This window comes from Halalkalibacter suaedae, assembly GCF_017939705.1.
GTDB lineage: Bacteria > Bacillota > Bacilli > Bacillales > Bacillaceae_D > Halalkalibacter > Halalkalibacter suaedae.
In genome coordinates, this window is record NZ_JAGKSQ010000005.1 from 159,769 (window position 1) to 183,285 (window position 23,517).

The 23,517-nt window shown below is 38.0% G+C and carries 23 protein-coding genes; all 23 read right to left on the reverse strand.

What is annotated here, in order from left to right:
• Positions 1–67: 67 nt before the first annotated feature.
• Complete coding sequence (locus tag J7W16_RS13290; RefSeq protein ID WP_210598038.1) at positions 68–841, reverse strand: YlmH family RNA-binding protein; 774 nt, start codon at positions 839–841, stop codon at positions 68–70.
• Between the two features lie 35 nt (positions 842–876).
• Positions 877–1,131, reverse strand: a complete 255-nt coding sequence (locus tag J7W16_RS13295; protein WP_210597805.1) for a YggT family protein — start codon at positions 1,129–1,131, stop codon at positions 877–879.
• Between the two features lie 21 nt (positions 1,132–1,152).
• Positions 1,153–1,599, reverse strand: coding sequence for a cell division protein SepF (locus tag J7W16_RS13300; protein ID WP_210597806.1), 447 nt, complete (start codon positions 1,597–1,599; stop codon positions 1,153–1,155).
• Between the two features lie 19 nt (positions 1,600–1,618).
• Positions 1,619–2,299: a YggS family pyridoxal phosphate-dependent enzyme gene (locus J7W16_RS13305; protein WP_210597807.1), complete on the reverse strand. Its 681-nt coding sequence runs from the start codon at positions 2,297–2,299 to the stop codon at positions 1,619–1,621.
• Positions 2,300–2,314: 15 nt separating this feature from the next.
• Positions 2,315–3,130, reverse strand: a complete 816-nt coding sequence (gene pgeF, locus J7W16_RS13310; RefSeq protein ID WP_210597808.1) for a peptidoglycan editing factor PgeF — start codon at positions 3,128–3,130, stop codon at positions 2,315–2,317.
• A 97-nt stretch (positions 3,131–3,227) separates the two neighbouring features.
• On the reverse strand, positions 3,228–3,524 hold the full coding sequence (locus tag J7W16_RS13315) for a YlmC/YmxH family sporulation protein (RefSeq protein WP_210597809.1): 297 nt from the start codon (positions 3,522–3,524) through the stop codon (positions 3,228–3,230).
• Positions 3,525–3,702: 178 nt separating this feature from the next.
• Complete coding sequence (gene sigG, locus J7W16_RS13320) at positions 3,703–4,488, reverse strand: RNA polymerase sporulation sigma factor SigG (protein ID WP_210597810.1); 786 nt, start codon at positions 4,486–4,488, stop codon at positions 3,703–3,705.
• Between the two features lie 281 nt (positions 4,489–4,769).
• The gene (gene sigE / locus J7W16_RS13325) at positions 4,770–5,483 is read right to left on the reverse strand and encodes an RNA polymerase sporulation sigma factor SigE (RefSeq protein WP_210597811.1); all 714 of its coding nucleotides are present in this window, start codon (positions 5,481–5,483) and stop codon (positions 4,770–4,772) included.
• A gap of 23 nt (positions 5,484–5,506) precedes the next feature.
• Positions 5,507–6,433: a sigma-E processing peptidase SpoIIGA gene (gene spoIIGA / locus J7W16_RS13330; protein WP_210597812.1), complete on the reverse strand. Its 927-nt coding sequence runs from the start codon at positions 6,431–6,433 to the stop codon at positions 5,507–5,509.
• A 187-nt stretch (positions 6,434–6,620) separates the two neighbouring features.
• Positions 6,621–7,745, reverse strand: coding sequence for a cell division protein FtsZ (gene ftsZ, locus J7W16_RS13335; RefSeq protein ID WP_210597813.1), 1,125 nt, complete (start codon positions 7,743–7,745; stop codon positions 6,621–6,623).
• Positions 7,746–7,783: 38 nt separating this feature from the next.
• Positions 7,784–9,061 (reverse strand): cell division protein FtsA, encoded by a 1,278-nt coding sequence (gene ftsA / locus J7W16_RS13340; RefSeq protein WP_210597814.1) that lies wholly within the window; start codon positions 9,059–9,061, stop codon positions 7,784–7,786.
• A 189-nt stretch (positions 9,062–9,250) separates the two neighbouring features.
• Positions 9,251–9,607, reverse strand: coding sequence for a small basic family protein (locus J7W16_RS13345; protein ID WP_210597815.1), 357 nt, complete (start codon positions 9,605–9,607; stop codon positions 9,251–9,253).
• 7 nt (positions 9,608–9,614) lie between these two features.
• Positions 9,615–10,322, reverse strand: coding sequence for a DUF881 domain-containing protein (locus J7W16_RS13350; RefSeq protein ID WP_210597816.1), 708 nt, complete (start codon positions 10,320–10,322; stop codon positions 9,615–9,617).
• A 4-nt stretch (positions 10,323–10,326) separates the two neighbouring features.
• A complete protein-coding gene (locus J7W16_RS13355) occupies positions 10,327–11,043 on the reverse strand; it encodes a DUF881 domain-containing protein (RefSeq protein WP_210597817.1) in 717 nt (238 codons plus the stop codon).
• Positions 11,027–11,806 carry a cell division protein FtsQ/DivIB gene (locus tag J7W16_RS13360; protein WP_210597818.1) on the reverse strand — a complete coding sequence of 260 codons (780 nt, stop codon included), beginning with the start codon at positions 11,804–11,806 and terminating at the stop codon, positions 11,027–11,029. Before J7W16_RS13360 ends, J7W16_RS13355 begins: the two co-directional genes overlap by 17 nt.
• 135 nt (positions 11,807–11,941) lie before the next feature.
• The gene (gene murB / locus J7W16_RS13365; RefSeq protein WP_210597819.1) at positions 11,942–12,859 is read right to left on the reverse strand and encodes a UDP-N-acetylmuramate dehydrogenase; all 918 of its coding nucleotides are present in this window, start codon (positions 12,857–12,859) and stop codon (positions 11,942–11,944) included.
• 30 nt (positions 12,860–12,889) lie between these two features.
• Entirely contained in the window at positions 12,890–13,987 is a 1,098-nt protein-coding gene (gene murG, locus J7W16_RS13370) for an undecaprenyldiphospho-muramoylpentapeptide beta-N-acetylglucosaminyltransferase (RefSeq protein ID WP_210597820.1), read from the reverse strand.
• Between the two features lie 139 nt (positions 13,988–14,126).
• Positions 14,127–15,227, reverse strand: a complete 1,101-nt coding sequence (gene spoVE / locus J7W16_RS13375; protein WP_210597821.1) for a stage V sporulation protein E — start codon at positions 15,225–15,227, stop codon at positions 14,127–14,129.
• A gap of 146 nt (positions 15,228–15,373) precedes the next feature.
• Positions 15,374–16,729, reverse strand: a complete 1,356-nt coding sequence (gene murD, locus J7W16_RS13380) for a UDP-N-acetylmuramoyl-L-alanine--D-glutamate ligase (RefSeq protein ID WP_210597822.1) — start codon at positions 16,727–16,729, stop codon at positions 15,374–15,376.
• Positions 16,729–17,703 (reverse strand): phospho-N-acetylmuramoyl-pentapeptide-transferase, encoded by a 975-nt coding sequence (gene mraY, locus J7W16_RS13385; protein ID WP_210597823.1) that lies wholly within the window; start codon positions 17,701–17,703, stop codon positions 16,729–16,731. Before mraY ends, murD begins: the two co-directional genes overlap by 1 nt.
• A 102-nt stretch (positions 17,704–17,805) precedes the next feature.
• Complete coding sequence (locus J7W16_RS13390; RefSeq protein ID WP_246880028.1) at positions 17,806–19,269, reverse strand: UDP-N-acetylmuramoyl-L-alanyl-D-glutamate--2,6-diaminopimelate ligase; 1,464 nt, start codon at positions 19,267–19,269, stop codon at positions 17,806–17,808.
• A gap of 60 nt (positions 19,270–19,329) precedes the next feature.
• Positions 19,330–21,240: a stage V sporulation protein D gene (locus J7W16_RS13395; protein ID WP_210597825.1), complete on the reverse strand. Its 1,911-nt coding sequence runs from the start codon at positions 21,238–21,240 to the stop codon at positions 19,330–19,332.
• A 104-nt stretch (positions 21,241–21,344) separates the two neighbouring features.
• Entirely contained in the window at positions 21,345–23,510 is a 2,166-nt protein-coding gene (locus J7W16_RS13400; RefSeq protein WP_210597826.1) for a penicillin-binding protein, read from the reverse strand.
• Positions 23,511–23,517 lie beyond the last annotated feature (7 nt).

The window sequence follows — 23,517 nt, forward strand, 5'->3', positions numbered from 1 at the left end:
TGATCTGTTTATTAATAGTTACTTATTCGACATGTTTAGTCCATTCCCTGCATGGTTTGAGCTTTTTTTATTGTAATCGACCAAATCGGACACGTAGCTTTTCTCTTTTGGTTCTTCCCTCTATTGCAATAATTTTAGCTCGTCCAAATCCACGTACTGATAACTGATCTCCTTCTTCTAACGAAAAAGAATTCTGTTCAATGACTTTAAAGTTAACCTTTACCAATCCTCTAGAAATATAAGGAAGGACCTTTGTCCGAGATAAGTTAAATAACTGCGACAAAATGACGTCGAGTCTCAATGAGGAAACTGTTGCTGTCGTTTCTTCCCAAGTTTCCTTGCTAACCTTATGTTCACTTAACTCAATTTGTGTCAAAGATACATTTGCTTTACCAATAGTTTGTACATTTGCCTCTACATAATCCGCAATTTCACTTGCAACAATTAATTGTGCATCATCACCGGCTAACACAATATCCCCAAATTTCTCTCTTTTCAAGCCAAGGTTCATTAAGGAGCCTAATACATCACGGTGTTCAATTGAAATGAATTTAGCTGGATAATGAATCGAGAAAAGCACAAGATTATAATCCGATTCAGTAACCTCAGTATACGTTGGAGCTATCAATGCACGCTTCCGTTCAGCAAAAGGTGAACCTCCCGAAAATGAAAGGTTCACTTCATCGTCATTACCAATGATTGTTGTTACAATTTGTTGTTGCCTAGGATCAAGGAAATCCGTTAAGCGTTCACGATACCGAAGTTTCACATCCTCATGCCACTCTATGATTTGATCAACGAAAGGCCATTCATCCTTTCGAAAATGTTGATAGATACTAATAATCGGTTCCCTCACTCTCTACAATGTAGCCTAATTTAAAAAAAGATTGCACCAACACCAAGTCTTGCGAAATGCAAGGCAAGGATCGCAACGATTGGAGAGATGTCTATCATGCCTAAAGGCGGAATAAACTTGCGGAATGGTTCCAAGTATGGTTCAACCACCCGTCCAAGAAATTGTCCAATTGAAGTATCTCGTGCATTTGGAAACCACGACATCAAAATATAGCCAATAATACACCAAGAATAAACTTGCAACAATAATAAAATAATATTTCCAATTTGTGCCACTATTCATTCACCCCTTTAATTCTATACGTCGAAATGCTCTTGCATCATCTCTGTAATTGTTCCAGATACATCTACATTATCAGGAGTACATAGAAAAATGTTAGATCCTAGTTTCTGAATATCTCCTCCAATAGCATACACGGTCCCACTTAAAAAATCGACAATGCGTTTCGCTTGTTCATGAGAAATTCGCTGAAGGTTGATAATAACTGCCTTTCTAGCCTTCAAATGATCTGTAATTTCTTGAGCTTCATCATATGTTCTAGGCTCAAGTAATATGACCTTTGCTCCTTTTTGTACACTTTGTAAGCTAACAACATTTGCGTTGCTCTGCTGCTTTGTTTGATTCGTCCTTGAACGTCGCTGTGGTTCCTCTACCTCCTCCTCTTGAAACGACTGTGTTTCTTCTATTTCCTCATATTGATCTTCAAGTTCAAAGAATTGCTTGAATTTAGATTTCATCCCCATGATTATTCTTCCCTTCGTATTATTCTCGTCCAACCAGTGCTGAACCGATTCTGACGTATGTCGCTCCCTCTTCAATCGCTACTTTAAAGTCATTTGACATTCCCATAGACAACTCTGTACACGGAGCATGGTCAAGCTGTAACGCTTGAATATGGTCACGTAGTTCACGAAGTCCTTTAAAGGTTGGTCTTGTCAATTCTGGATCCTCATAAAAAGGAGCCATTGTCATCAATCCAACTACACGTATCTTTTTATAAACAGCTAAATCACTAATAAACTTTTCTAGTTGATCTGGATGAAGACCCGCTTTTGATTCCTCACCAGATACGTTTACTTGGATGAAACAATTTAACACTTCGTTATCTTTCAATCGCTTGTCCAATTCTTTTGCGAGAGAAAGACGGTCTAAAGAATGAAGATATTGATATTTGCCTACAATTTGCTTAACTTTGCGTGACTGCAAGGAGCCAATAAAATGCCATTTCCCTCTCGGCTGCAATGCTTCCCATTTTTCAACTGCCACTTCTGCCCGATTCTCACCTAAATGTTCTAAGCCGGCATCTAAAGCATTTCTTGCTGTTTCGATGCTTACATACTTCGTTACAGCAACGATATTTACATCTTGTTCAGAGCGTCCTTGCTGTACACAAACTTCTTTAATATTGTCTTTAATCGTCTTCAAATTATCTATAATTGACATTATCTCCCACCACCATTAATCCCTTAATCCAATAAAGCTCATCATTCTTCCGGTTTTTCCACCTTCAAAGCGATGTGAATATAATCTGTTATCATTTGCCGTACAGAGCTTAGACTCGATCACTTGTGAATCCTGAACACCATTATTGAATAAGAGTTGTTTATTGACGGCCCTAAGGTTTAACAAATATTTATCTTCTGCTAGTTTCTGGTACAGATGTTCCTTTGAGCCACCTTCAAAGCAAGCATCTACAGCTTCAATTACAGTTGTATTTACTTCGTATGCTTGACTACTTATACATGGACCAATAGCGATTTGAATATCTTCAATCGCCACGTTCTCTTTCTCAATCCAGTGGTTTAGCATCTTTACACCAATTTGCTTAACAGTGCCTCGCCAACCCGCATGAGCTAACCCAACTAGCCCCTTTGCTGAGTAGAAATACAGCGGAACACAATCCGCATATAAGCTAGTCAGTAAAATATTTTTCTCAGTCGTATAAATGCCATCGATTCCTTTAATTGCACTATGTAGATCAACCGAGCCCTTACCCGCATCTTCACTAGTAACTTTTTGAATATGGGCATCATGAATTTGTTCAGTTCCAATCCAAGTCGCTAAAGGAAATGATAGTTCCTTCGCCAATAACTTACGATTAAGTGTTACTCTCTCTTCTAAATCGCCAACATGATAACCCATATTAAAGCTTGCATATGGGGGGGCACTATTCCCCCCATTTCTTGTTGTAAACCCTACTTGGAGTTTCAGGGTATGTTTCATCCATTGTTCAATTAGAAAAAACTGCTCTTTTTTTTGAACAAAAGGTTCCAATTGCTTCCACTCCTATTGTAGACTTTTTTTAAGGAAAGATTTCTCAATCCTATTTTATCATACGTTAGAACAAACACGAAACGACTTTCTTTGTCATTTATCTTTTTCTATATGTCGAAGGTGGTGTTTGGTCATTTTTCATGACAGCTCCATAGCCAGTTGGAACCTCAACTAGTATCACATCAGACCCAATACGAATAATGTTCTTCCATGGAATGAACACCTCATCCATTTCCTTACCAAACAGCCCCATCATCTTACCGGATCCATTAATAATCAACGCCTTGATTTGCCCAGTATTTAAATCAATATCTAGATCTGTTAAATGCCCTAACCGCTTTCCGTTATCCATATTCACAATATCCTTTACTTGAAGCTCCGAAATCTTTATCATGAATTCACCCCTATTCTCCTCGTTATAAGACACTATATGCCTAACCCTAAGAAGAATATGTACAACTAAACAAAAGAGGGTGCCTAAAGGTACAAAAAGACCTTTAGACACCCTCAAGAGTAAAGTTACAATGCAAGTATTTTCTTTAGTTGCTAACTATTAAAACCCCGCTATTGCTTTAAACTTTTGCATGCTTATTCATTTGTTGTATCGCCGCTTTTTCTAAACGAGATACCTGTGCCTGTGAAATGCCGATTTCGTCTGCTACTTCCATTTGCGTTTTTCCTTGAAAGAATCTCATGTTTAAAATCATCTTTTCTCGATCGTTCAAACGAATCATTGCTTCCTTTAATGCAATCTCTTCAACCCAATTGACATCTTTATTCCGTTCGTCACTGATTTGATCCATGACGAAAATCGGATCCCCACCATCGTTATAAATTGGTTCAAACAAAGAAACAGGATCTTGAATTGCATCCAACGCAAATACTACGTCTTCTTTTGGAACATCCAGCACTTTTGCAATCTCCTGAACAGTAGGTTCCTTTTCACGTTTTTTCTCAGACATAATCTGATCTCGAACCTGAAGTGCTTTATAAGCAATATCTCGTAAAGAACGGGAGACACGGATCGGATTGTTATCCCGTAAATAACGACGAATTTCACCTATAATCATTGGAACCGCATATGTAGAGAATTTTACGTTTTGACTTAAATCAAAATTATCAATTGATTTCATTAAGCCAATACACCCAACCTGAAAGAGGTCGTCCACATATTCCCCACGATTGTTAAATCGCTGAATCACACTTAACACCAGACGAAGATTCCCATTTACTAGCGTCTCCCTCGCACTTGTCTCACCGCTTTGCAATCGTTCAAACAGATCACGCATTTCAACATTTTTTAACACCGGCAACTTCGAGGTATCTACACCACAGATCTCAACTTTATTTCGTGTCAATTCTTTCCCTCCTAACGCGGGATATGATGTCTATGAAAAGTATCTCCTTAGGAGGAAAAAATATGCACGAGTCATGTCGAAGAAACGGTCTTCAACATGACTCGTGCACGTCATGACAACGAAAGCATATAAAAAAATTTTTTTAAGAACTTAATTTAATTTGAATTCAGAATTTTGTGGACCAAAAGAAACCTGCCTCTTTTAATTGAGTTAAATATCCTTGAGAATATCCACTTTTCAAAGTTGTTCAAAAAGATAGCAGCTTCCTTTTGAACAACCTCTTATACCATTTTGTTGAATTCCTTCTGCAATCGTTTGATGATTCGTTTCTCTAATCTGGAGATATAAGATTGAGAAATCCCTAACATATCAGCAACATCTTTTTGCGTTTTTTCCTCGTCACCTGCTAGTCCAAACCTTAATTCCATAATTTGTTTTTCACGAGCGTTCAATGTGTGAAGTGCTTTCACGAGTAGCCTGCGATCAACCTTTTCCTCAATTCCTCTTGTGATAATGTCCTCTTCAGTACCTAGTACATCTGAAAGCAATAGTTCATTCCCATCCCAGTCAATATTTAAGGGTTCATCAAATGAAACCTCTGAACGTGTCTTATTATTTCGACGTAAATACATTAAGATTTCATTTTCAATGCACCTAGACGCATATGTTGCTAACTTAATTTTCTTTTCTGGATTAAATGTATTCACTGCTTTGATTAATCCAATAGTGCCAATGCTAATCAAATCTTCAATATTAATTCCGGTATTTTCAAACTTTCTTGCAATATAAACAACAAGTCTAAGATTTCGTTCAATTAACATGGAGCGTACTGCCTTATCTCCACTAGGCAATTTTTTTAATAGCACGGCTTCTTCTTCCTTCGATAATGGAGGAGGTAAGGCCTCACTTCCTCCTATGTAATAAATCTCATCTGCTTTCATTCCAAGTCGATACATTAATTTGTACCATAATAAGGTCAATTTCAGTTTTAACATGTTGTGCCTCCTACTAAGTAAGATTATGCTAGTTTTTCAGTGGACACACCGAGTACTAACTTTGGATGTATGATACTGGAAAAGGCTCCATCTGGTGATAGTTCCTTGTCCTGTAATCCTAGCAATACATTTGCTGTCTCAAACGTCTCTTTTTGATAATATACTTTTATTTTGTCTGGTCTTAATGCCGTAAGAAAAGGCGATGATTGCCCTATTACGCGGTATGGAACAATCGTTGCAATGTCCATTAATTGAGAACGAGTGTCTGTGTCCTGATCACCAATACCTTCATGAAAATGTAACAGTTGGTCTACTTGCTCTTTTTTAAAATAAGGGTGTAATAATTTCGCCTCAATAATCATTACTGGTTTTTTTGTTAATGGATCACTTAGTTGATTCCCACTATCTAATAAGCCCTTCGTTCGAAATGTATATCCTGCTAGTGAGATATCCACTTCGACTAACTGATCGTACTGAACCTTCTTCATTTCAATATCTGTAAATCGATGTTTAGAAAAATACCATAATAACGGAAATCCTAGACAGACAAAAATCCAACTTATTCCACTACCGAAACCACTATTCACTTTCACAATTCCTTTAAGAATCTCCGTTTCCGATTGCCAAAAGAAATGTAATGCGAAAAGACCACCGCCGGTCATAAAGGCAACAAAATAAAACATCAACAAGCCTTGTAGAAAATAACGAAACCTCTTATACCCATAAGCGATAACGACAATGAGCATTGAATATACTAATTTCATCCAAGGCTCATAGAACATCCAAGAAAAAGGAGTAAACATCAAGAAAACAACAAGTGATGCAACAAAAGCAGCTAGGATCATACGAATGTGATGAAAACGACGCTTCAATACTAGAGACGTTAGAGCAATAAGTAAATAGTCAATACATAGATTTAGAAACCAAATCACATCAATATATAAGGTCATAGCTATCCTCACATCCATCGATTTAAAACAAGTATATCTCCATTCTATTACGAAGTCTGTCACTTCATGACAAGCTGAAGGGGGTTATTTTTAGAGATTTTAAGTTAAATTGTCAGCTAGCCCCTTTGGGAAATATTGAACAAAAAAATGTCCTAAAAGGAAAAACCCTTTTAGGACATTCGAAAGATTATCGATTACGATTACGTCTATTTCTAAGAAACGTAGGAATATCTAATGTGTCAGTGCTTTCAGTCGATACTGGTTGAGAAGAACGTGGTTCCTTTTGAGGCTCTTCTGCTAGTGGTTTAGATTGTGTTACCTTCGTCTTTTGCGGAAGTGAACGAGAAGATGGATTTTCATTTTCCTCAAATCCTGTTGCAATAACCGTAACGACAATCTCGTCTTTTAAATCCTCATTAATAACAGAACCAAAGATCATGTTAACCTCAGCATCAGAAGCTGCTGAAACAATCTCTGCTGCTTCATGAACTTCATAGAGAGATAAATTCGCTCCACCAGTGATATTCATTAAGACACCTTGTGCACCGTCAACAGATGTTTCAAGTAACGGACTTGAAATCGCCTTTTTAGCTGCTTCACTCGCACGGTTTTCACCTGTAGCAACACCGATTCCCATCAATGCAGACCCTTTTTCACTCATAATTGTTTTCACATCAGCAAAATCAAGGTTAATAAGTCCAGGAACTGCAATTAGATCAGAAATACCTTGTACACCTTGACGAAGAACATTGTCTGCTTCTCTAAACGCCTCAAGCATTGGTGTATTCTTATCGACAATTTCAAGGAGACGATCATTTGGAATAACGATTAATGTATCGACTTTTTCTTTTAATGCAGCAATACCTGTTGCAGCATGAGTTGAACGTTTTCTACCTTCAAATGTAAATGGTCTCGTTACAACACCAACGGTCAAAGCTCCAAGTTCTCGAGCAACTTCAGCAATAACAGGTGCTGCTCCAGTACCAGTACCACCGCCCATACCAGCTGTGATAAAGACCATATCTGCACCTTGAAGGACTTCTTCTAATTGTTCTCTGCTTTCTTCTGCTGCCTTTTTACCGATATCAGGGTTCGCTCCAGCACCAAGACCTCGTGTTAGTTTTCCACCTAATTGAAGTTTCGCTTCAGCCTTTGATAGGTGCAGGGCCTGAGCATCAGTATTTACAGCAATAAATTCAACCCCTTGTAGTCCGTTCTCAATCATTCGGTTCACGGCATTGCTTCCGCCACCACCAACACCAATGACTTTTATTTGTGCTAATTGATCCATATCCATTTCAAACTCTAACATGTAAGATCCTCCTAATTAAACTAGATGACTACTTCCTTTTATTCAAAAAATACTTTAAAAAGGTTTTTCATTTTCCCTTTTGTTTTCGGTTTTGTTTCAATTTCATTTGAAGATTTGACTTGTTTTTGCTTTGGTTCGTATGATGTCTCTGCATTACTAACAGAGGCAGCCACTTCTTTTCCTTGGATCTTCACATTTTTGTACGCAAACTGAATTAATCCAACACCAGCTGTATATTGAGGCTCACGTACACCTAAATAATCTGGCATAGCCATTCTAACATTTCCTTGTAAAAGTTCATTAGCAAGTTCAAGAATACCAGGCATCATTACCGTTCCACCAGTCAACACATACCCACTTGGAAAGTCTCGATAACCAAGGCGTAAGATTTCACGATAAATCAACTCGAAAATTTCTTCAACTCTTGGTTCAATGATGTGTGCGAGTTCTTCCTGTGTACATTCTACCCCATCAGCTCGTCCAATTGTTGCGATTTTAAATCGCTCCTCTACAGAGGCATCATCAATATATGCATGGCCATGTTTAACTTTGATACGCTCAGCTTCTTCGGTAGACGTACGCAGTCCAACAGCGATATCATTTGTAATATGATCTCCACCTACAGGTACGACAGAAGAATTTTGAAGTGTTCCTTGCTCGAAAATGGAGACAGTAACAGAACCCCCGCCAATATCAATTAAACAAACACCTAAATTCTTTTCATCCTTTGAAACGGCTACGGAGCCAGTTGCTAATGGCTGAAGGCACATATCTGCTACTTGTAGGCCTGCTCGTTCTACACAGCGATACAGATTATGTAAAACCGTTTTTGAACCAGTAATAATGGTCCCTTCCATTTCTAATCTAACACCAATCATCCCTCGAGGATCATTAATTTCATCGAGTCCATCAACAATAAACTGTTTTGGAATAACATCTATCACTTCTCGCTCTGGTGGAATTGAGACAACCTGTGCTGCATCAATTACTCTTGCGATATCTTCATCACCAATTTCTCGATCCTGGCTCGAAACAGCGACAACACCGTGACATGGTTGTAATTGAATATGGTTTCCATTTACACCGACAATGACTTGTTTTACTTGAAGACCAACCATTCTTTCAGCCTGATCAACTGCTCTTCGAATAGACTGAACCGTCTCATCGATATCAACAATGGCTCCCTTTTTTATTCCTTCAGAGTTTGATTTACCGACTCCAATAATATTCATTGTACCATTTGACATTTCCCCAATGATCACTCTGACATTGGATGTACCGATGTCTAAACTTACGTAAATCTCGTTGCTGTTCACTCTATGGCACCTCCCTGTGTAATCAATCGCGTCATTTGATCAGATTACCGCTCAAAATTTCGTTAAATCTATCAAATCTTTAAAAAACGATAGTTTATAGACATATTCAACATTAGGAGCCGTTATCCTTTTAAATTCGCTGATTTTCTTACTTTTTTATTTTGTTTTATTTTCTTTTAGATTTTACGTTTATTTTTCAATTTGTTGTTTTGCCTGCGACTTAGCTAATACCATCCTGCGGATTACCGCAATATTATTAAAGAGACGAACACCAAAAGCAAAAATAGCTGCTAAATATAAGTCTACACCAAGATGAACGCCTAGAAAAGCTAAACATGCAGCTAAAATGATATTAAAGAAAAAACCAGAAATAAATACATCGGAATCAAACGTTTCTTGCAAGTTTGCCCGGATCCCACCAAACAATGTGTCTAATGCTGCAAGAACAGCTATCGACAGATAATTTGTATACTCATCAGGTACACGAAATTCTGTTATTAATCCAAGTAAAACCCCTATTAGTAGTCCAAAAAAAGGTAACCACATACGAGTATTAGTCCTCCTTCACTTCTTTCATATACCTTACACGAGGTGTTTGATCAAAACCGGGCAACTGAATTTCATCAACAATCTCTATCGTCATTGTAAATCCTTCAATTTCAAGAAAATCCATTGAAGCTGAAACTAGCATTTGGTTATGTAATCTTTCTGCTGAATCTGAAAGGACTTTAACTTCTATTGGTAGAGGGGGTAAGCGACGGTTATTTAAATAAGTCATCTTATTTACTTCCCTAAAAGCAGAAGTTGTAATCATACGCTCATTCCCTACTGCCACTCCTGTTGCACCATAAATATTTAATTCATTTACTAAATACCTAAATAATTCTGCAGAGGGAAGAAACCGATCTTGGCCTAAATAATAGTCGTTATAAAGTGAATCGATTTTTATGACGATTCCTGGACCAATTTGTTCAGATAGACCAGCTGATTCTCGAAGCTCTGCAATCTGTCTTTCAAGCACATCCGTTATATTACCATCTTGTTCATCAACTGATTGCTTATATTCATCAAGTACTGATTGGATGTTAGAAATCTCGGAATACAGCTGTTGTTTTTTTTCTTGTTCTACAAGCAGTTCTGCTCTAAGTTCCCTTATATCACGAGTATCCCTAGTAACTGGTTCTTGAGTCGTTTGAAATTGAATGGCTAACATAAATCCAATTACAAAGGTAACAATGGCAAAAACCCATTTTATTTTCATCAACTCACCCTCTTTCTGAAAAATGAGGGTCTAGAATAACAGAACTTTTTCTTTGGATTCGGACACTAATTTCATCATTAAGCAATTGAGTCTGCACCCCTCCTGGTATAGTGAGTGCCGATTCTAACAATGGGGCATCTCCAATTGCAGTAATAACAAATGGGGCAGATGATGTATTTCCATCAACTCGAATGACTGGTCCCGTACATTGAATATACGATTCCTGATTCAAGCGATAGCCATTAATTGCAATCGCCTCGGCACCAGCTACGAATAACTCATGCACGACTCTTTGAATATGAAATTCATGAACAATATAATTATTTGGGTCAGCCCCGTCCGGCACATAATCAGAATCCTCTAATGAAATTTCAATTCCAGGACCCTCTACAGTTACATCACCAACAATTTTTCTCAATCTCTCTAGATCTTCTAGTAAATTATTGGCTTTCGCTTCTTGCTCAGCATTAAGTGAAGCCACGTCCTCTTCTAACTCCCTCACTTGACTCTGATACAAACGAAGGTCTTCTTGTAACTTCCTATTCGCCGTTTGCTCCATTATAATTTGATTACGTAATTCGTCTTCTCTTTCCCATTGCCTTTCATATCCTGGTGCAAGCGTATCACTTTTTTCACTGGTCATCTCATAATTAAGTGCAAGTATAAAACCAGTAATAAGCAAGACGAAGGCTAACACGACATGTTTACCCTTCACCTTCAATGTCTTCATCCTCCTCTGTTGTCAAATCTTCAAAATAAGGACTCATTTTCATATGAAGAATTCCTTTTTTCTCTGGATTAATTTCATTTACAATTGTCGGGTATGCTAGCATATTCTCATGGAACCCCTGAATGGACGTATGTACCTCAATTCCATCTGTCATAAATAGAACCAATGACAGTGGGTCGGTTTCAGTCGGTTGATAAATTATTTCTGAAATACGCTCTAATAGCTGACTTGGGAATAACTTAAGCTCTGATGCTATCTCTGTTAGTTCCATCCCCTCTGAAAAATTAATTAAGATCGGGGCATCCGCTGGTAATTGATCCTCGGCTAATTGATCTAGATATTGGCCTGTTTCAAGAATTGGATAGTATTTTCCCTCAAGAACAAGATACCCAATTCGCTCATGTTCACGAACTGTAACCTTAACAGTGTTAGGAATCTGTCTTTCCACCACCGCACTCGCGATTTCTTTGTGATTAGTCAACCGGTTCTCAATATTTTCTTTTTCTAAATTCCAAATGCTCGTCCCTAGTGAAAGCTCACCTTGTCGAATGATTTGTTCCTCCGAAAGATGAACATTTCCTTCCACAACGAAATCTTTAATATGACTTGCAGGAGACTGAAAATAAATAATGCAAAGCAATAGCAGGAAAAAGAAAGATAAAAAAAACAGCAAGCGCCTATTAGCACGCTGTTTCCTCTGCTCTTTTAAGGTAGGTATTTTTTCATTTATTGTAACAATCTTTTCCTCACTCATTTTTGAACTCTCCCGACTTTCTATCAATTACAATGACCTTAAAATGCTATCTTGTTCCCTTCCGCTTTGAAGAAGAAGGAAACAAGATAGCTCACTATTCCTAAATCACAGTAGGTAAGCTTATTATATCATATCCTACTGGTTATATTTAGGTCTTCCTATCATTTCAACTTCTGTTTCAATATCAATATTATGTTTTTCCTTGATTGTCTTTTGGACGTGCTCAATTAAATTCATAACATCCGTTGCTTTTGCATTCTCAACATTCACAATGAAATTTGCATGCACTGGTGAGATTTGAGCTCCACCGATTTGATGGCCTTTTAATCCAAGTTCTTCAATTAACTGTCCCGCATAATTAGGTAGTGGGTTTCTAAATACACTTCCACAAGTAGGGTGCTTCCAGGGCTGGGTTTCCCGTCGGTAATCTTTATTTGCCTGCATACTTGCCGTTATGTCCTCTTTGTTCCCTTGAACAAGCTGAAAAACCGCTTCAACACATATGCCTTTTTCTTTTTGAAGCCTAGATGTCCGGTAAGAAAAATCCATATCCTCTGTCTTGATCCACTCTAATCTTCCATCAGGAAACAGCACACGTGCTTCTATTAAGATTTTAGAAATATCAGATCCATGTGCTCCTGCATTCATGAACACAGCACCACCAACTGAGCCTGGGATTCCCCCAGCAAACTCTAAGCCAGAAAGTCCTTGCCTGCTTAGTGATGTGGCTAGTTTTACTAATGGGTATCCGCCCCCAACGTGCACAATATCGCCATTAACTTCTAAATGATCAAGCCCTTTACCCAGCTTCAAAACAACACCCTCTAGACCGCCATCGTTCACGAGAAGATTCGAGCCACGACCAATAACCCTCCATGGTATCTCCCATTTCTGTATTAATTCCATCAGCCGAACCAAATGGTCAATGCTATCAGGTTCTATAAGGACATCCGCAGGTCCCCCAATTCTCCATGTTGTATGGTTGGCTAGTGGCTCCTTTTCTTTTATACGCCCTAGTCTCTCATTTTTTACTACTTCTAAAAATTCTTCCATGTACATCCCCTCATTTCTCTTGGCATGATCCTAGTGCTTCCTCGTAAGTTCAGCTAACACGTCATATAAGTTAGCAGCAGCCTGTGGAATACCTAAGTCTTTTGATGCCAGATGCATTTTTTTCCATACTTGTTCTGAGGTTAAAATTTGATCAATATCAGCCAAAAGCTGTTTCCCATCCATTTCAGACTCTTTTCGAACAATCGCTGCTCCATTACTAGCTAGAGACTGTGCATTTTTTTCTTGATGGTTATTTGTTACGTACGGACTCGGTATTAATATACTCGGTAACCCAAGAGATGTGATTTCAGCAAGTGTAGTTGCTCCAGCTCGTGCAACAATTAAATCAATCGCTCCAAGTACATCTGGCATATTATGAATAAACGGCTTAATGACAACATTTGCAGGATGTTTATGTTCTTTCATTTTCTCCATTACATGATCAAAATGAACAGAACCCGTCACATACACTACTTGGTAGGGCTTTTCTCCTAATTCTCCAATGATTGAAAGAAATCCCTCATTAATTGGTCGTGCTCCTCGACTACCACCAACAATTAATACTGTTTTCTTTGAAGGATGTAGTTGAAGAGACTGTGCTCCTGCTTGTGCATCAATATCTAACACATCGGAGGCACGTGGATTCCCAGTAAAGATTACTTTCTTATTCGGAAAATAGTCCTTTGCTTCATCAAAACATATAGCAATCTTATTAACATACTTGCTTAAAAACTTATTTGTTAAACCTGGAACACTGTTCTGCTCATGTATGACTGTTGGAATTTTAAGCTTTGCTGCAGCATAAACCACTGGTCCACAAACATATCCACCAGTTCCAATGACAACATCTGGTCTGAATGCTTTAATTAACTGTTTTGCTCGCTTTGTTCCAGTCAGAAAGCGCGAGACGGTCTTAATATTCTCAAACGAAATCTTCCGTTTGAAACCTGTAATATGAATTGTTTCAAAAGCGATTCCTTCTCTGCGTACGAGATCGGATTCAAGCCCTTTTTCTGTTCCTATGTAAAGAATATCTGCTTCCTTATTATTTCGTTTTATCTCTTTAATTAGCGATAAGGCTGGGTAGATATGTCCTCCGGTTCCTCCACCACTTACAACTACTCTCATTAGAACCCTCCAAAAAACATTATTTATACCATTTTATCATGAACAGAACTTGTATTATACATGAAACCTGTGTGATTTCATAAAAAAAGAACACGCAAAAAGTCTATGTTCTAGCCTTTTGCATGTCCGATAAAACTATTTAAAATTTTGTATACCTACTAATATTCAAGAGTACACCTATTGAAACAAGCATTAACGTTAAAGATGAACCACCATAACTGAGTAGAGGTAATGTAATCCCGGTTACGGGCATTAATCCTGTAACAACCCCAATATTAATCATCACCTGAATGGCGATCATTGAAATAATTCCTACTGCAAGGAAACTTCCAAATAAATCTGGAGCACCTAATGCTATTTTGATTCCCCTCCATAAGAGGATCCCAAATAAGCACAGAACGATTGTCCCTCCAATAAAACCTAGTTCTTCTGAAAGAATTGCAAAAATAAAATCTGTTTGCGGTTCTGGAAGATAAAAGTATTTTTGCCTACTTTCACCTAATCCCATTCCCATTAAGCCACCTGGTCCAATCGCATAAAGTGATTGAATAATTTGGAATCCACTTCCAAGCGGATCTGACCATGGATCAAGAAATGAGGTGATCCGTTTTATCCGATACGGAGCAGATGCAATTAGCCCCACAAATCCAACCAAACCCATGAAGGCGAGCCACCCAAAATGACTAACTCTCGCTCCTGAGACAAAGATCATAATAACACATGTTCCAACCATTACTGCACCTGTCCCTAAATCAGGTTGTAACATAATCATTCCAAACGCTACCATTACAAGAGAAAGCGATGGCACTAATCCTTTTTTAAATGAAACAATCTTTTTCTGGTTTTCTGATAAGTATTTTGCTAGAAAAGCAATCATGGCCATTTTCATAAATTCAGAAGGCTGTATCGAGAAGGCACCAATTCCTAACCAACTTCTAGCTCCCCCCCTGACAAGACCAACCCCTGGTATTAATACAATAATTAATAAAATGAAACAAACAACCACGATAACCTTCGCCCATGTACGCCATGTCCAATAATCCACTCTCATCATAAACAACATCGCAATTACCCCAACCCCCGCAAAAAACAATTGTCTCTTTGCGAAGAAAAAGGAATCATCGAAGCGATAATTTGCCCAAGCAGCACTGGCACTATAAACCATAATGAGTCCAATCACTAGTAACGCAATTGTTGTAAACAAAAGTAAATAGTCTGGTGACGTTCTTGCTTTTGGCATGTCAACACCTCATCTATATGTAATAAGTATAGGCAGTAGCCAAACTGCAACCCTATATCCTAACCTATGCACTACCCTTGCAAAACATGTCCAATAAAAAAGGTTGTCTCAAGGGAATAATATCTCTTGAAACAACCTCATTTTAATTATTTACATATAACATTTCTCACCGCATCAACGAATCTATTTCCACGTTCTTCAAATGTCTTGTATTGATCCCAACTTGCACAAGCCGGTGATAATAAAATAACATCACCTCGATTCGATTGTTCAAACGCTAAAGAAACAGCATCTTCCATAAACTCTGCAAAAACAATTGATTGAACACCAGCATCCCTAGCTGCTTCAGCTAATTTATCTTTTGTTTCACCAAAGGCAACTAGAACATGAACATTCATGAGTGCATCTTTTAATTCAGTAAATTCATTTCCACGATCAAGACCTCCAGCAAGTAGAACAATTGGCTGTTTAAATGCTTCCAAGGCCTTTTTCGTCGCAAGAATATTCGTTGCTTTGGAATCATTATAAAAACGTCTTCCCTCGAATTCCTCAACAAATTGTAATCTGTGTTCGACTCCAGTAAATGTTTTTAGCACATGCTTAATTTGTTCTTGATTTGCACCTAAAAGAATTGAAGCACCTATTGCCGCCAGAATATTTTCGACATTGTGAGCACCTGGCAATACAACTTCTTCAAGTGAGATAAGCTTATCATTTTTAAAATAAATCATTTGATCCTTAATATACAATCCATCACATTCCTTTTTCGTTGAAAAAGGAACGAGCGTTGCCTGACTAGATTGAGCTACCTTCGCTACTTCATAGTCATCAGCATTAAAGACAAAATAATCATTTCCATCTTGATTTACAGTGATTTTTGATTTTGCTTTTATATATTCATCCTTCGTTCCATGATAATCGAGGTGGGCATCAAAGAGATTCAGCAATACACTGACTTTCGGTTTAAACTCGACCGTTCCTAGCAACTGAAAACTTGATACTTCTAATACCATAATATCTTGTTCCGTTAACTGTTCAGCTACTTCACAAGATACCGTTCCAATATTCCCCGCCAAATGAGGTGTTTTCAAGCTATTCTTAAGCATTTCATAAACAAGAGTCGTTGTTGTCGTTTTACCATTTGAACCAGTTATTGCAATAATCTCTGCATCACTTATTAAAGAAGAGATCTCCACTTCTGTAATTACAGGTAAACCTCTATTAGTTGCTTCTTGCACAATTGGATTGGTATATGGAATACCAGGGTTTTTAACTAGATAATCAAATGAACGATCCAATAATTCAACTGGATGATGTCCACAAACAACTCTCATTCCCATTCCTTCTAGGTTCTTTGCTTGTTCGTTTTCAGCATATGGCTTAGCATCATTTACTGTAATAATTGCTCCATATTTATGTAAGAGCTTTGCTGCTGCCTCTCCACTTTTAGCCAAACCTAAAATGAGGACATGCTTTCCTCTGAATTGCTCAAGTTTTTTCATTACATCCACACCTCTATATAGATTCCAATCACTGCGAAGATCATTCCAATAGACCAAAACGTCACAACTACCCGCCATTCACTCCAGCCAGAGAGTTCATAATGATGATGCAAAGGGCTCATCTTAAATACTCGTTTCCCTCTTGTTTTAAAGGAAATGACTTGAATAATGACAGATAATGTTTCAATAACGAAGACTCCACCAATGATTACTAGTAATATTTCCATCTTTGTCATAATGGCAATTGCTGCAATCGCTCCACCTAGAGCCAGAGAGCCAGTATCACCCATAAAGACTTTTGCAGGATGAGCATTGTAAACAAGAAAACCCAGAACAGACCCAACAATTGCTGCACTAAAAATAGATACATCAATGAAATCTGCATACCAAGCAAGAACAGCAAATGCACCAAACGCTACGGCTCCCGTTCCAGCTAACAATCCATCTAATCCGTCCGTTAGGTTTACAGCATTTGATGCTCCGACAAGCATGACTATAACAAAAGGTAGATAAAACCATCCAATGTCAAACGAAAATGTTGTTGCTGGTATTGTGATTACTGTAGAAAAATCCATTTGTATTAGTCCAATATAAAACAATACTGAGATTACTAACTGACCAATTAATTTTTGTTTTGATGTCAAACCTAAATTCCGTTTTAAAACGACCTTAATATAATCATCCAAGAAACCAACTAATCCGAATCCAACTGTTACGAGTAATAGAAGCAGAATCTCTTGACTAAATGATAAAAAACGTACAGAGATAAATATTGTTGTGAGAAGAATTGACAGGACAATGACGACCCCACCCATTGTTGGCGTCCCACTCTTTTTTTGGTGAGATTTAGGCCCTTCCTCTCTAATACTCTGCCCAAATTTGAGCCTTCTTAAAAATGGAATAAATATCGGCGAGAGTAAGACAGCTATTAAAAAAGATAATAGTAACGCGAGTAGTAACACACGTTCTAACATGACTAATCACGCCCCCTTTCTTGTTGTACTATTTTTCTATTTGATGTAACTAATAAAGGACATATTTGATTTTTATCATTCCAATGTCCAAAATATGTCTTTTTATACTAGGTCGAGCTTCTCTTGTAGCATTCTCTTGGCAACTTCACGATCATCGAAATGTATTGTTTGTTTTCCGATAATCTGATAGGTTTCGTGTCCTTTCCCAGCGATTAGAACAATATCGTCTGTTTCTGCTTCAAATATAGCAGTTTTTATCGCTATTTCCCGGTCAATAATGACTGAGTAATTATCTCTTTTAACTCCCTCAACCATATCTTTAACGATAATCTCAGGGTCTTCAGTTCTTGGATTATCAGATGTGAAAATCGTTTGATCTGCCAGTTCAGAGGCAATACCAGCCATAATAGGTCTCTTCGTTCGATCACGATCCCCTCCGCATCCAACAACCGCTATGACTCTTCTCTTGGCTAGTTGTTTAACCGTCTGTAATACATTTTCTAAACTGTCTGGTGTATGAGCGTAGTCAACAATTACCGAGAAATCTTGCCCAGAATCAACTGTTTCAAATCGTCCAGTAACTCCTCCGACTTCTTCAAGACTCCGTTTAATATCCTGAATTGAAACAGATGACACAAACGCACCTGCTGCTGCTGCTAATGCGTTATATACACTAAACTTGCCAATTAAATTCATTGATACTTTGACTGTTTCATCAAAAATATTTAAGTTGAATGTTGTTCCACTCGCACTCAATTGAATGTTTGTTGCAAACACATCTGCTTTTTTCTCTAACCCAAATGTGACAACATCTACTGCCGTCATTCGAATGAGCTCATCACTTGCCGGATCGTCTGCGTTGATAATAGCTACCTTTGAGGATGGGACATTCCCTAATTGAGCAAATAATAACCCTTTGGCATACAAGTATGCCTCCATTGTCTGATGATAGTCTAAATGATCAGGTGTTAAATTCGTGAAAATCGCGATATCAAAATCACAGCCATGGACACGCCCTAAATGAAGGGCGTGAGAGGAGACTTCCATTAAAGCTGTGTCGACATTATTTTCTCGCATTTCACTAAATAGCTTCTGAAGTGGCAATGATTCAGGTGTCGTATTATTAGTCTCGCGAAGGTCATCACCAATTTTCGTATACATTGTCCCAATTAATCCTGTTCTACGTTTTTGATCGTTCATTATCTTTTCCAAAAGATGAGTGACTGTTGTTTTTCCATTTGTACCGGTCACACCGATTAAGTTTAATTTTGTTGTTGGGTTGTTATAGTAATGACATGCTACTTTCGCCATTGTTCTTTTAGAATCTCTAACAACAATTACGGGAATTGAAACAGGGAGTTCACGTTCAGCAATAATAGCTACTGCTCCTTGCTTCTCTGCCTGTTTTGCATACTCATGGCCATCGACAGTATAGCCTTTAATACAAATAAAGAGTGTTCCTTCTGTCACTTCTCTCGAATCCATTGATATAGAAGTAATCGTCGGATTTTCATCATTAATTATATTCTCAAATCTTAATGGCTCAAGCAATTCTTTCAATGTCATCATCTTTAATAACCCCTTAATTCTGTCATTTACACAACATTCATTGTAGATGTTCAGGTTCTATTTGTCACCCATATAAAGTCTTATTGTTGAACCTTCCGATACCTTCACTCCCGGAGAAGGTGATTGTGCTAGAACTTGATCCCCATCCCCATCTGCCTCTACTTTTAAATCATAGTAGGATTCGTGGATTTCACGCTTCGTTCGACCAACTAAGTCAGGAACCTCTATTAATGGGACGTCACTCCACGTTAGTTCTTTTTCAATCTGGCCTTCACGCTTTTCAACACCCATTGCAAGTAAGCTATCCTCGATAATATTCCCTACAATTGGAGCGGCAACAATCCCACCAAATTGTAGTGTGTCTTTTGGATTATCAATAGCTACATAAACAACAATTTGAGGATCATCAGCAGGTGCAAATCCAATAAATGAAACAATATGATTATTTTCTAAATATCTTCCATTTTGTGCCTTCTGGGCTGTACCAGTCTTCCCACCAACACGATAACCATCAATATAGGCACCCTTACCTGAACCTAGTGCAACAACATGCTCAAGGGCGTAACGTATTTCCTCAGATGTTTCTTCAGAAATTACTTGGCGTTTCATAATAGGTGACTGGCTTTTGACAATTTCGCCTGTTAATGGGTCGATAAACTCTTTAGCTAAGTAGGGTTGGTATAGCAATCCACCATTAATGGCTGCCGAAACCGCTGCAACCTGTTGAAGAGGAGTGACGGCAACACCTTGACCAAACGCGGTTGTTGCTTGTTCAAGCGGACCAACATTTTCTCGTTTAAATAAGATCCCTGTTCCTTCTCCTTGTAAATCTATTCCTGTTTTCGCACCAAAACCAAACGCCTCAATATAATCAAATAATCGTTCTGTACCCAAACGTTGTCCTAGCTCAACAAATCCCGGGTTACACGAATTTTGGACAACTTCTAAAAATGTTTGTTGTCCGTGACCACCCTTTTTCCAGCATCTTAAATTATGACCAGCTACCTCAATGTATCCAGGATCATTAAAGGTATCCTTTTCAAGATCAACCTCCCCTTCTTCAAGGGCTGCTGCTAATGTAATAATCTTAAATGTAGAACCAGGCTCATACTGCATCCAAACCGGTTTATTCTGATTATATATTTCTGATGGAACATTTCTAAAATTTTCTGGATTATAGTCAGGTCTACTACTCATACCGAGCACTTCACCTGTATTTGGATTCATTGCAATGGCAATGGCCCCATCTGGATTATATGTGGCTTCTGCTATATCTAGTTCTCTTTCGATAATTGTCTGAACTTGACTATCTATTGTTAAACGCAAATCAAGTCCATTATTAGGAGCTGTATATTCATCAGCTAAATTTGGCATTTTACTTCCTTTAGCTGTTGCGAAAAAAGAGACATGTCCTTTATCACCTCTTAATTCATCTTCATAATAGAGCTCTAGACCTGTTAATCCTTGATTATCGATCCCAGCAAAACCTAACACATGTGATAAATAGCTGCCAAACGGATAATGTCTTTTGCTATCTTCGGCAATATAAACGCCTGCTAAACGCAAATCTCTTACTTCACTTGCTTTTTCTTTAGTTACCTTTCGACTAAGATGGATCATTGAGGATTTCTTAGTGATGTCCTCATATGTTGCTTGTACATCTAAATCTAAAGCATTGGCTAACTTTTCTGCTGCCTCAACTGGATCTTTAATTTGTCTTGGAACAACAATTATTGACGGGGCACTGACATTTGTCGCCAACACGACATCATTACGGTCACGAATTTCACCGCGCTTTGCTTCAAACGGTACATCTCTACTCCATGAATCTTCTGCACGATTGGTTAACCAATCGCCTAACGCAAATTGAACATAACCTAACCTTAAAATAATGACTAAAAAGATAGCCAGTCCAATAAAAAGAACTAGAATCAGTCGTTTTCTTACTGTCACATTGGAAACTCGCACCGTAATCACTCCTACATACATTTCTATCCGTCAAATTGATGACTGGGCTAGTTTAAACGTATGCTTGTACGTATCAAGTTAGAACAGTGCGATTGCAACATTACTTAATCAGTAGACTCATTTTGCTCTAATTCTAATGGTTCTTCTGTAGTTGTCTTAGGACTAAAATCAACGACAATATATTCCCCTTTTTTTATCGTAGATCCAGGTTCAATATTCTGTTTAGTAACAAAGCCATTTCCCATTATTGTGACATGCAAGTCTAAGACACTTGCAAGTTTCCGAACATCACGATTAGACCAACCTGTTAAATCTGGCATTTCAAATTGATCACCATCAGTCCGTAAAATCAATCGTTCTCCTTGTAATAAATTCTTCCCCTCTAACGGTTCCTGCTGTTTAATCGTCTTTCCATTACCAATTGTTAAGATTTTTAATCCATTTCCATCAACTTGCTTCAATACCTCGTCAACCGTCATCCCAGTGTAATTTTTTGTTTGAAACCCTTCATTTTCTTTCTCAATCGTTTCTTCAAAATTTGGCGTGATATTTAAGTATTGTAAACTATGCTTCATGATTGTATTGAATATTAGTGATGTAGGTTCTGATCCCGCCTGTACAACTTCAAGCTTAGGTCTCTCAACAGCTACATAGACAATAACTCTAGGGTCCTCTTTTGGTGCCATACCTAAAAATGAAAAGATATTTTCACCATGACCTTTTAAATAACCTGCCCCATTCGGATTTGGAATTTGTGCTGTTCCTGTTTTTCCGATTACATCGAATCCTTCAAGATAATATGGATGTCCTGTTCCAACTGGTGATATGACAACCTGTTCGAGCATGTCCTTCACCTTAGCTGCTGTTTCAACTGAAATAGGCTCGCCTACAACCTCAGGTTCATAGTTTTCTATCGTCTGTTTACTTTTGGAGTCAACAATTCGGTCAACAATATAGGGCTTCATCATCTTTCCGTCATTTGCAATTGCGGTCGCCGCTTGAATCTGTTGAATTGGCGTAACAGCCGTTCCTTGTCCAAATGCTGTAGAGGCGGCTTCAACGGGACCTCTTTTATCAATCGCACTGTTCACTTCTCCACTTAAATTTATACCAGTCGGCTCATCAAAACCAAATTTATGCAAGTATTCATAAACTTTTTCTTCACCGAGTTTTTCAAGTGCCAGCTTACTCATCGCTACATTGGAAGATCGGTAGAACCCTTCATCATATGTAATTGTTCCCCAACCTAGTCGGTCATTGTGGTCTCCAATTGTATGTTTACCAATCTGATATCTACCAGATTGATACTTCTCATCCCCCTGATATACACCTTCTTCAATAGCCGCAGCAACTGTGAACATTTTCATGGTAGAACCAGGTTCATATCGATCAGCAATTGCATAATTTAGGTAATTTGTAATTTCTTGATATTGATTTGGATTAAAACTTGGACGATTGCTCATCGCAAGAATCTCTCCTGTCTTAGGATCAGCAACAATGGCAACACTTCTTGTAGGTTGATAGGTTTCATCAACAATTGTCATAACCTGCTCTAACGCTGTTTGAATATTGGAATCCAATGTTAGAAAGATATTGTCTCCGTTTTTTGGCAGAGTAATATTTTTATCCGTACTTGGAAGCGGCGTCTGATTTCCATCCGTTTGGAATTCAATCCTACCATCTTCCGCTCGTAAATAATCATCAAGACTTCTTTCTATTCCCATTACCGCTTGATCTGTGTTTCGGTCCACATATCCAATGACATGCGAAGCATAGGTTTGCTTTGGATAATACCGCCTTGGTTCATCTCTAAAAAAGATTCCTTCAAGTTCTAAATCCTCAATGATTTTCATTTTTTCATAAGTCAGATTCCTAGCACCCGCACCTAGTTCAACTTGAAACTTATCGGCAGTAAATAATTCAACCAAATCATCCTCATCCATATCAATATGGGGAGAAAGTAGTTTAGCCGTTTTTTTGGGGTCACGAACATAGAAGAGTTGATCTTTATTTAAGATCGCATAGACTGTATAAGAGGTTAACTCTTGAGCTAATGCACTTCCTTCTCTATCATAAATTGTCCCGCGAGTTCCTTCAATTATTTGCTCATCGGTCCATCTCGCTTCTCCCATTGCTTGTAAATTCTCTCCATCGACTTCTTTTGTGACTTGAATTGAAATGATTCTTCCAATAAGTACAAAAAATAATAAGAGAACAACCGCAAGTGAAAAAACTGCCCTTTTATTTGTTACAGCCCGTTTGATTTCCAAATGGTTT